This is a genomic window from Marivita sp. (assembly GCF_017643905.1).
GTDB lineage: Bacteria > Pseudomonadota > Alphaproteobacteria > Rhodobacterales > Rhodobacteraceae > Marivita.
This window is the reverse complement of record NZ_JAEPMO010000144.1, coordinates 1-10,408: the sequence shown is the minus strand read 5'-3', so window position 1 is coordinate 10,408 and position 10,408 is coordinate 1. Positions and strand designations below refer to the sequence as shown.

The following is a 10,408-nucleotide window of genomic DNA, read 5'->3' as shown; positions in this document are numbered from 1 at the left end:
TACCTCGGACAAGCGCCAATAGGCATCGGTTGACCGGGCCTCCTGCGTCGCAAAAAGATAGCCAAGCCCACTGTCGCGCACATCATAGGTGCCGACCGCGCCATCGAACCGCTCGGGGTATTCGCGCAGCAAGGTCACAAGTTCCTGACGGGTTGTCGGCAGGTCCAGCCCTTGGAAGCGTTCGGTTGAGAGAACGACCACAGCTGGTTCAGCCGTGAAGGCAAAAATCAAGTCCCGCCACCGCGCCCAATCGGGAAGCGCTGATGTGGATTCCGACCGGTGACTTTGCGCAAAGCCGTCATTCGCAAGCTGGAACTGAAGGTCCATCGCAGAGGACAGTGCAAGGTCGAAGGCAACGCCATCGCGGATCGCCCGGTGCAATTCGGTCGAGGACACGACGGTGTAGTCGATCGACAAACTGGGCTGGCTCGCCTGAAACGTCCGCAGATAGGGCTCGAACACTTCAAGATCGGCAGTCGATATGACCTTGAGCATCCGGTCTCCGGTTCCGGGAAACAGGCGGTGATCCTCGATCTCCAACGCGGACGCGAGAGTCGCGACAAAACTCAGGAGGACGGCAAGACAAGTGAGGTGCATGTTCCCCGGTTTCCTTCCAAGTTTTCAAGATCAAGTCGGCCACCATGCGCGACCAGAACGTCTTTGGCGATGGTCAGGCCAAGCCCGGACCCGACAATGCCTTGCGTGTTACTTCCGCGTTGGAAGCGTTGGGTCAGGGTGTCGACAGGGCCGTCGCCCAGACCCGGACCCTGATCTTTTACGGCGATACGAATTTCACCGTCTCGTTCTGAAACGGCGATCGTGACGACCGTATCGGGCGGCGAATACTTGATCGCGTTGTCGAGGACATTGCGCAGTGCGTTTTCCATCAGGACAGGATCGACCTCGACCATTGCCGGGATCATATCGACATGCAGTCGGATATCTTTCATGGCGGCCGTCGGCTCCAGTCCGGCAACGGTCTGACCCACCAAGTCCGACAGATGAACCGGCGTCCGGACAAGATCATCCGACCTGTAAATCACGGTGGCATGATCCAACAATTGCCCGGCAGAGCGTGAACTTTCATCCACCGCGCGGATCATCTGGCGCAGCCGTTGCTTCTGGTCGTCGTCCTTGGCTGAACGCAACGCGATCTCGGCCTGCGCACGGACGGTCGCCAGCGGCGTGCGGATGCGGTGTGCCGCTTCGGCGATGAAATCTTCCGCGCTTCGGATGGATTGGCCAAGCCGGTCCATCAAACGGTTCAGAGATGACATCAAGGGGGCAAGTTCAGTCGGGGCGGCGCGGCGCAAAGGCCGCAGGTCAGACGGTCCCCGACGGGAAACGGCAGCTGCGATTTCGTTGAGTGGTTTGAGCGAAGTGCGCGCGGCAAAAGCCGACAGGGAGACGGCCACAAGAAAGAACGCAACTGAAAGGAAGGCGGCCAGTTGGGACAGTTCAGCCGAAATCGACGCAACTCCGCCACGGGTCTGAGCGACCGTCACGTTGACAGGGACAGGTTGCGTTCCCGCCAAAACCAGCCGCGAGACAGTCGCCATCCGTATCTCTTCACCGCTGTATTCGCCTGTATCGAAAACGACGCGCCCGCCAGAGGACAGGACTTCGCTGGGGACGGGCAAATCCTCGTAACCTGTCAATACCGTGTCACCCGTCGCCACGCGATAGAACACCCGATCCTCGCTGATGGCACCAAGCATTGAGAATGCGGAATAGGGCAACTCAAGCCGCACCTCGCCCTGTTCGCTGCGGAGGGTTTCGGCAATCGTGGTGACCGAGGCGGCAAGGACATTGTCCTGTGTGCGCTCGGCCGCTTGACGCGCAAGACCGGTGACCATCCACCAGCTAAGGACCGACAGCAACGCGGCAACACCGGCCAGAAGCAGCGTCAGTCTGCGCCCTATCGACCCTGTTCCGGTCACTGCTCGCCGGTCTCCATCCGGTAGCCAAGGCCGCGCACGGTTTCGATCCGCACGCCCATCCCGTCGATCCGACGGCGCAGGCGCCCGACATAGACTTCGATGGCGTTCTCGGTCACTTCGGCGTCGTAGGAAAAAAGCCGGTCCATCAAATGGCTTTTGGACAAAATCTGCCCCTTGTGTCGTGCGAACACCTCAAGCAAGCGGATCTCCCTGTTGCGCAGGTCAATCGACTCTGCCCCGTGGCGCAGCGTGCCCGCCAATGGATCAAAGATGGCATCTCCCAAGTGGATCTCGTTGCGCGCCTCGCCTCCACGGCGGCGCAGGACAGCCCGGCAGCGCGCTTCAAGCTCGGAAAAGTCGAAGGGTTTCGTGATGTAGTCATCCGCCCCCTGATCCAACGCGCCCACACGGTCTGACACCTGTGACCGTGCTGTCAGCACGATGACCGGCGTTTCCAGAAGGGCCCGGCTGCGCGCAAGGAAATCGCGGCCATCCCCATCCGGCAGCATCACATCCAAGAGGATGAGGTCATATTGCGCGGCGGCAAGGCAATCCTCTGCCTCGGCGAGGCTTGCTGCGTGATCCACCGCATGCCCATCCAAGGCCAGCCGATTGACGACGGCCTCGGCCAGTTCGTGATTATCCTCGACCAGAAGATAGCGCACCCCGTCTCTCCCTCGTGGCCCCGTGTCAGGCTTCTGTCAGCTTTCTGTGGTGATGTGAGACCATGGGCGGGAGAGGACCGCCTGTCAAATGGGAGGATAACCAATGAACACTCTTGAGTGGTCACGCCGTGCGCTTATTGCTGCGGCCACTGCAACCGTTGCCGTTTCGGGTATCGCATATGCTGGCGGACACCAGAAAATGGAATCGGTCCATTTCCTGATTCCGGGTGGGGCCGGTGGCGGCTGGGACGGCACGGCCCGCGGCACAGGCGAAGCCCTGATGAATGCCGGTCTGGTTGGAACGGCAACTTACGAAAACATGTCGGGCGGCGGCGGTGGTGTGGCCATCGGCAACCTGATCGAGAACGCGGCAAGCAGCCACGGCACGCTGATGGTCAACTCGACCCCGATCGTGATCCGCGCCCTGACCGGCGAAATCTCGCAAAGCTTCCGCGACCTGACACTGGTTGCAGGCACGGTCGGTGACTATGCGGCACTGGTCGTGGCCAATGACAGCCCGATGACCTCGATGGAGGACGCGCTGGCATCTTACCGCGAAAACGCAGCAGACTTCGCCATCGGCGGCGGTTCAGTTCCGGGCGGCATGGACCACCTTGTTGCGGCGATCGTGATGCAGGCGGCCGGCGAAGACCCGACCGCGTTTAACTACATCGGCTATGACGCAGGCGGCGAAGCCATGGCAGGTCTGCTGTCGGGCGAAATCGACGCGCTCTCGACCGGCTTCTCTGAAGCAGTTGCTCTTGCCGAACAGGGCGAAGTGCGCATCCTTGGCGTGACAGCCCCAGAGCGTGTGCCCGCGTTTCAGGACGCCCCGACGTTTGCCGAACAGGGGATCGACGCGCAGTTCGTCAACTGGCGTGGTTTCTTTGCAGCCCCCGGCCTTCCCGAAGACAAGCTGACCGCATACCAGGACATGTTGGCCGCGATGATGGAAACCCCGGAATGGGAAGAAGTCCGTGCGCGCATGGGTCTGGTCAACATTTTCCGTCCGGGTGACGAATTCAAGACATTCCTGGAAAACCAGGAAAAGCAGATCGGTGATCTGATGAAGGACCTCGGGTTCCTCTGATCCCTGTCGCGGGCCGGTGAGGTCTGCGGTTCTTTTTGGCGGATGCGCGGCTGGCATGGCTGGCGCAGGGCATCCGCCTCTACGATTTCACAAAAACTTGGAGGGTTGAGAGATGGCGCTCGATCGCTGGATCGCTTTGGCCTTTATCGCCTTGTGTTGCGTCTACGGCTATGCAGCATTTTTCACCATGGACGACCAATTGCCACCAATCCTGCAGCGCAACCCGGTCTGGCCATCAACTTTCCCGAAAATTCTGACCGTGATGGGATTGGTTATCGGGCTTATTGTTCTGTTCACATCAAAACCGCCGGTAGACGGCGCTCCGGCCAAGGACGGCGCCATCGATCTGAGCCGTTTGGGCGATTACCATATCGGGCAGGCCCTCGGGCTGCTCGTGTTGATGATTGTTTATGCCCTCACGCTGCGGCCATTGGGCTTCAATGGCTCGACGGTCGCCTTTCTGGTGCTTGGCGCGGTCATTCTCGGAGAGCGTCGTTTTCATATCCTGATCCCCGTGGCTGTCGTGGCTGCCGGGTCGATCTGGTATCTGGTCCAGGAGGTGCTGGGAATCTTCCTGCGCCCTTGGCCCGGCATGTTCATGTAAGGGGCTAAAGACATGCTTGAAGGAATTCTCATCGGTTTGTCTGCCGCCATCAGCCCGTTCAACCTGGTCATGGTTGTCTTGGGCTGCGTCATCGGCACCTTGATCGGAATGTTGCCCGGCCTTGGGCCAATGTCGATCATCGCGATCATGATCCCCGTGGCCATCGGCATCGGCGATCCGACCGCGGCGCTGATCCTGTTGTCCGGGGTCTATTACGGGGCCATTTTCGGTGGCTCGACCTCGTCCATCCTGCTCAATGCGCCGGGGGTCGCGGGTACGGTCGCCACCAGCTTTGACGGCTACCCGATGGCCCGCAAGGGTCAGGCCGGCAAAGCGCTGACGATTGCTGCCATTGCAAGCTTTGCAGGCGGAACGATCGGCGCGATCCTGTTGATGATCTTTGCCCCCGCGCTGTCCACCGTCGCGCTGCTCTTCCACTCGGCCGAATACTTCGCCCTGATGGTGGTCGGTCTGTCAGCGATTGCAGCCTTTGCCGGAACCGGACAAGTCGCAAAGGCGCTGATGATGACCATTCTGGGCCTGATGCTCGGCACGGTTGGCGAGGGCGCTTTGTCCAACATGCCGCGTTTCACCTTTGGACTGCAGGACCTGCAATCCGGGTTTTCGTTCATCACGCTGGCAATGGCGATGTTCGCCCTGCCAGAGGCGCTGTTTCTTGTCATGAACCCGGCCCGCGCAGCAACCGGGGCTGACGGCGACAGCGGCAAGATCACCAATATGCGGATCACCCGCGAAGAGGCACGCAGCATCGCGCCTGTTATCGGACGTCAATCCTTGCAGGGCTTCTTCATCGGCGTCCTGCCCGGGGCTGGTGCGACCATTGCCTCCTTCCTTGGCTACGCGGTTGAGCGCAACATCGCCAAAGGGGCCGAGCAGGAGGAATTCGGCAAAGGTTCGATCAAGGGGCTTGCCGCACCCGAAACCGCGAACAACGCGGCATGCACGGGCTCTTTTGTACCGTTGTTGACGCTGGGCATTCCGGGGTCCGGAACCACCGCAATCCTGCTGGGCGCGCTGTTGGCCCTGAACGTGACTCCGGGTCCGCGCCTGATGACGGACACACCCGAGGTGTTCTGGGCGGTCATCATCTCGATGTATCTGGGCAATCTGGTGCTGTTGATCCTCAACCTGCCTTTGATCCCCTACATCGCCAAGATCCTCACGATCCCACGCACGTTCCTGATCCCGTTCATCTTGTTCTTCACTCTGATGGGCAGCTATCTGGGCCAGAACAATTCGACGGAGCTTCTGATCCTTGTCGGCTTTGGCGTGGTGGCCACGATCTTGCGGTTCGCGGATTACCCACTGGCACCGCTGCTGATCGGCTTCATCCTTGGCACGATGCTCGAAAACAACTTTGCCCGGGCCATGCAGCTCTATCGCGGCTTCGACTTCATCCTCGAACGCCCGATGACATTGGGACTTCTTGTGCTCGCGCTGATCCTAGTGGTTTTGCCAAGCTATCGCGGATACCGCGCGCGCAAGCGGGCTGAAGGCGTGGCAGATGGCGATTGAGCACTCCCCCGGCCCCCTGCAGGGGGTCCGGGTTCTTGATCTGACGAATGTGTTGGCAGGCCCTTTCGCCTGCCACCAACTTGCTCATCTGGGCGCAGAGGTGATCAAGGTCGAGGCTGTTGGAAAGGGCGATCTGGCCCGCAATCTTGGCGCTGATCCCGACCTGTCGGTCAAAGGCATGGGGATCAGTTTTCTGGCGCAGAACGCCGGGAAATCTTCCCTGACGCTCAACCTCAAAGACCCTCGTGGCAAAGACATCCTGAAGAAACTCGTCCAAGGCGCGGATGTGCTGGTCGAAAACTACCGTCCCGGCGTAATGGACCGTTTGGGCCTCGGATATGACATTCTCAAAGCAGTCAATCCGAACCTGATCTACTGCGCGATTTCCGGCTTCGGCCAAGACGGCCCATGGGCGGATCGCCCCGCCTATGATCAGATCATTCAAGGCGTGTCTGGCGTGATGTCGATCACCGGCGACGCCGAAACCGCGCCGTTGCGGGTCGGTTACCCGTTGGCGGACACCGTTGGCGGTTTGACGGCTGCGATGTCCATCTGCGCTGCGTTGAACGCCAAGGATCGGGGCGCATTTATTGATGTCTCCATGCTCGAATCCGTCTTGGCGACAATGGGATGGGTGGTGTCCAACCACCTCGTCGGCGGCGTCGCCCCAAGCCCGCAAGGCAATGAAAACCCCACCTCGGCCCCGTCCGGCGCGTTCCAATGCGCGGACGGGCTGATCAACATCGCTGCCAATAAAGACGAACAATGGGTTGCGCTCGCCCGACATCTGGGTCGTGAAGACCTGCTCCAAAACAAGGCCTTTGCGACGCGCGAAGATCGAAAGGCGAACCGTTTGCGCCTCAGGGCGGAACTCGAAACGGTTTTAACGACGCGCAATGCGCGGGATTGGGCCGAAGAGCTGAATGCCATTGGCGTTCCGGCAGGGGCTGTCATGTCCGTTCCCGAGGCGCTGAACCATCCGCAGGTGTCAGAACGCACTTTAATCAAACGGTTTGAAACGGTTCCGGGAGTCGAACGACCCGTCGACATCGTATCCGTTGGCGCGCTATTCAATGGGCAACGACCAACGGTCAAGACGCCACCCCCCGAGTTGGGTCAAGACTCAGCAACCATTCTGGAAAGCCTTGGCTACTCTGCCGATGCCGTTGAGACGCTGCGCAAGGAGGGCGTGATTTGACCGAAGCCAATGACGTTGCCGACTGGTGGCGCACCAAGATCATCGACATGGAGCCCGGCCGCATCCACCTGCGTGGACAGCCCGTGCAGGACTTGATCGGCAACACGGGCTTTGCGCAGATGATCTGGCTGATGGTGGTGGGCGAGACCATTTCCGGCCCCCGCGCTGATTTGTTCGAGGCCGCTTTGGTCTCGGCGGTTGATCACGGGCCGCAAGCGCCGTCCATAGCCGCCGCGCGGATGGCGTCTACCTGTGGCATCGGCCTTCAATCCGCGATGGCAACGGGCCTGAACATGCTGGGCGATGTTCATGGCGGCGCGGGCGAGCAAGCCGTGACGCTCTACCGCGAGATCGAAACGGCTGGGCTGGACGAACTGGTGCCCTGCCTTGATAGGTGGCGCGAAAAGAAGGGTCGGTTCATTCCCGGCTTCGGGCACAGGTTCCACAAACCCGTTGATCCGCGCGCACCGCGATTGCTTGGCCTTGTCGATGAGGCCGCGAAAGCCGGAGCGGTCTCGGGTGTCTATGCCAATATCGGGCGCGCCATCGAAAGCCGTCTTGCGGCAGAGCGCGGGAAACCCGTGCCGATGAACATCGACGGAGCAACCGCTGTGATCTTTGCCGAACTGGGATGCCCGCCACCGCTGGCTCGAGGGTTTTTCGGCTTATCGCGGTCTGTCGGCATCCTCGCCCATGCGTGGGAGCAGACGGAACAGGGCGGTCGCAACAAGGGACCGACCCCACCAGCCTACAGATGGACATATGACGGCACCTGACCCGCGTCTACCACCTGTCCTGCCGTCACTTGGGATCGCTGCGGCGGGGGCGGCGGTGTTCCATCTCATCGGCTTTCCGGCAGCTGCCGTCACCGGCCCGGCAACCGCCGTGGCGGCAGTAACCCTTTTGGGTGTCCGTACCGAGATCCCGCCGCGACTGTGCGACATCATCTTTCTGATCATCGGCGCGCAAATCGGCAGCACGGTCACACCCGAAGTTATCGCCGCCGCCATGACATGGCCTGTGTCACTTCTTGTTCTGACACTGACATTGATCGCCATCATGCTGCTGGTTCCAATCAGCCTGCGGCTGCTCTTTGGCCACAGCCGGGTGACGGCCTTTCTCTCTGCAGCCCCCGGCCACCTGACATTTGTGCTGGGACTTGCCGCCGATCTGAAAGCCGATGTTCCACAGGTTGTGCTGATCCAGACAGTCAGGGTTTTCCTGCTGACCCTACTTGTCCCTGTATTGATCTCGTTCTGGGGTGTTTCAGGTACGGCGACCTTTGCGGGCCAAGGCACAAGTTCGGCCTTTGATCTTGGTCTGGTGCTGGTTCTTGCGCTTGCGGCAGGGCTTGGGCTGAAACGTTTGCGCGTGCCAGCACCCTTGCTGATCGGAGCGATGGCGGTGTCTGCCGTGAGCCACGGAACCGGCCTCGTCGTTGGCGTGGCACCTTCATGGCTCACAATGGCTGCATTTGTCTGTATGGGGGCTTTGATCGGAACCCGGTTTGGAGGGGTCAACAGATCCCATCTGCGGGGTGCGTTTCTGGCCGGATTGCTCAGCACTATTGCTGGATGCATCATCGCTGCAGCCGGAGCCTATGTAGCAGCCCTCTTGATCGGGATGCCGCCTGCTGCGCTCTTTCTTGCATTTGCACCGGGCGGGGTCGAAGTCATGGCCGCGCTGGCAATCGAAACCGGGTTGGAACCAGCTTTGGTCGCGGCGCACCATGTCTTTCGGCTGACCATTCTGGGCGCGCTGCTGCCCTTGTTCGCCATCCGGTATCGGAACGGATAGAGCCTCTGCATACTCTATCTTGTTCGGGTAGCCGTTGTGATTTCTTGGCTTCCCGTTCAGTCGCGATGCTGCAGCAAACGGTTGAAACTCATCGAGATATGCGCACGCTGAATGTGTGCGACAGCTTGCAGGTCACCAGACTTCAAGGCGATCTGGATTGCCTCAAGCTCGTGCAGGAAAATTCGATATTCCTCTTCCAGATCAAGCTCGGCCTTGATGGCTCGGACAAGCCAAAGGCGCTTGGTCCGGTAGTAGAGGCGCTCAAGAACCTGCCGCAGCGGATCATTCGCCGTCAGGTCCAACAGCGTCTGGAACACTTCCATGTCCAACTCGGTAAAGCTGCGCGGGGTGCCGGAAACGACCATCTGTGCAGCACGGTTGATCAAGTCCTGCAACCGATCAAGGAACGCGTCGTCCGGCACCACAGGATCAAGCTGACCCGTCAGCGCAGTCAACTCGACCCGCAGCCTGTAGGCCTGTTCCAGCTCGGTAATGTCGGCGTCCGTGACAAGGGTGCCGACCCCATGCACGGATTGAACCAGCCCCTCCTCTTCCAATCGCGCCAAGACCCGCCGCATTGGTGTGCGACTGGTGCCAAACTCTTTGGCTAGGGCAATCTCGGAAAGCTGCGTTCCCGGCGGGTAGTCCAACAGGCAGATGCGTTGCCGCAATGTGGCGTGCATGGCCGCATGACGGTCCTTGACCGTCAGACTGGTGTCGGTGACCGGCTCAGCCATTCAATCTCGCGCCGAGCCTGTCCAACATGCCAAGACATTGCGACAGTTGATCTATGGCGATGAACTCGTCAGCCTTGTGCGCCTGTTCAATCGACCCGGGGCCACACACCACGACATCCGTGCCCATAGCCTGAAACAATCCGGCTTCAGTACCAAACGCCACGACATCGGAACTGTTCGCACCGGTCAGTTCCGACACGATGCGCCGCGCTTCGTTTTCGCCCGTGGGGATCAGGCCCACCACCTCTCCGATCACATCGGTGGTGATACAGGCGTCTGGATGAACGGCACGCATTTTCGGCAGAAGCTCGGTTTCGCAATAATGCTGCAAGCTTTCTTTCACGAAATCCGCATCCCCCGGCTGGACGGGTCGCATTTCCCAATCGACCTGGGCAGATGGCGCGATGACATTGTGCGCCACCCCACCGACCAAAGCGCCGACATTGACCGTTGTCCAAGGCGGATCAAACGGTGAATTGTCCGGTGCGCGACTGCGCAGGGCCTCTTTGAGGCCCAAGAGATGGTTTACATATCGTACCGCGTATTCGACGGCATTGACCCCATGGTCTGGCAGTGATCCATGCCCCGCCAGACCGTTAAAGCGGGTCGTGTATTCGTTGCACCCTTTGTGACCATCGATGATGCGCATCATCGTCGGCTCGCCGATGATGGCAACGGCGGGTGTCAGGCCGCGCTCTTTCAGGGTGTCCGCTAGGTGACGTGCTCCAAGACAGCCAACCTCTTCGTCATAGGTAAAGGCGAAATGCAGCGGTCTGTCGCCAATGCGATCCGCGAAATGGGGGGCCATCGCAAGTGTCGCTGCGATGAAGCCCTTCATGTC

10 protein-coding genes and 1 pseudogene are annotated in these 10,408 nt (G+C 60.2%); 6 read left to right on the top strand and 5 right to left on the bottom strand.

Annotation, left to right across the window (positions count from 1 at the left end; translation table 11 throughout):
• The 3 genes and pseudogenes from JJ869_RS18825 to JJ869_RS18815 form a co-directional block, all read right to left on the bottom strand.
• Positions 1-597: pseudogene (locus tag JJ869_RS18825) on the bottom strand (ABC transporter substrate-binding protein); the annotation flags it as partial.
• Positions 567-1,940 (bottom strand): sensor histidine kinase, encoded by a 1,374-nt coding sequence (locus JJ869_RS18820; protein WP_292269484.1) that lies wholly within the window; start codon positions 1,938-1,940, stop codon positions 567-569. The gene JJ869_RS18820 and the pseudogene JJ869_RS18825, both read right to left, overlap by 31 nt.
• Positions 1,937-2,605 carry a response regulator transcription factor gene (locus JJ869_RS18815; protein WP_292269482.1) on the bottom strand — a complete coding sequence of 223 codons (669 nt, stop codon included), beginning with the start codon at positions 2,603-2,605 and terminating at the stop codon, positions 1,937-1,939. Before JJ869_RS18815 ends, JJ869_RS18820 begins: the two co-directional genes overlap by 4 nt.
• Positions 2,606-2,708: 103 nt before the next feature.
• Here JJ869_RS18815 and JJ869_RS18810 point away from each other — a divergent pair, with 103 nt between their 5' ends.
• The 6 genes from JJ869_RS18810 to JJ869_RS18785 all read left to right on the top strand — a co-directional run bounded on the left by JJ869_RS18810 (position 2,709) and on the right by JJ869_RS18785 (position 8,830).
• Positions 2,709-3,695, top strand: a complete 987-nt coding sequence (locus JJ869_RS18810; RefSeq protein ID WP_292269480.1) for a tripartite tricarboxylate transporter substrate-binding protein — start codon at positions 2,709-2,711, stop codon at positions 3,693-3,695.
• Between the two features lie 112 nt (positions 3,696-3,807).
• The gene (locus JJ869_RS18805; protein WP_292269478.1) at positions 3,808-4,299 is read left to right on the top strand and encodes a tripartite tricarboxylate transporter TctB family protein; all 492 of its coding nucleotides are present in this window, start codon (positions 3,808-3,810) and stop codon (positions 4,297-4,299) included.
• Positions 4,300-4,311: 12 nt separating this feature from the next.
• Positions 4,312-5,835, top strand: coding sequence for a tripartite tricarboxylate transporter permease (locus JJ869_RS18800; protein WP_292269476.1), 1,524 nt, complete (start codon positions 4,312-4,314; stop codon positions 5,833-5,835).
• The gene (locus tag JJ869_RS18795; protein ID WP_292269475.1) at positions 5,825-7,033 is read left to right on the top strand and encodes a CoA transferase; all 1,209 of its coding nucleotides are present in this window, start codon (positions 5,825-5,827) and stop codon (positions 7,031-7,033) included. The genes JJ869_RS18800 and JJ869_RS18795 overlap by 11 nt, the downstream gene beginning before the upstream one ends.
• 47 nt (positions 7,034-7,080) lie before the next feature.
• Complete coding sequence (locus JJ869_RS18790) at positions 7,081-7,809, top strand: citryl-CoA lyase (RefSeq protein WP_292269486.1); 729 nt, start codon at positions 7,081-7,083, stop codon at positions 7,807-7,809.
• On the top strand, positions 7,796-8,830 hold the full coding sequence (locus JJ869_RS18785) for an AbrB family transcriptional regulator (RefSeq protein WP_292269474.1): 1,035 nt from the start codon (positions 7,796-7,798) through the stop codon (positions 8,828-8,830). The genes JJ869_RS18790 and JJ869_RS18785 overlap by 14 nt, the downstream gene beginning before the upstream one ends.
• A gap of 56 nt (positions 8,831-8,886) precedes the next feature.
• Here the strand turns inward: JJ869_RS18785 and JJ869_RS18780 are convergent, their stop codons facing one another.
• Both JJ869_RS18780 and JJ869_RS18775 read right to left on the bottom strand, forming a co-directional pair.
• Positions 8,887-9,567 (bottom strand): GntR family transcriptional regulator, encoded by a 681-nt coding sequence (locus JJ869_RS18780; protein WP_292269472.1) that lies wholly within the window; start codon positions 9,565-9,567, stop codon positions 8,887-8,889.
• Positions 9,560-10,408: M20/M25/M40 family metallo-hydrolase (locus JJ869_RS18775; protein WP_292269470.1), on the bottom strand; the 849-nt coding region annotated here is incomplete at its 5' end. The genes JJ869_RS18775 and JJ869_RS18780, both read right to left, overlap by 8 nt.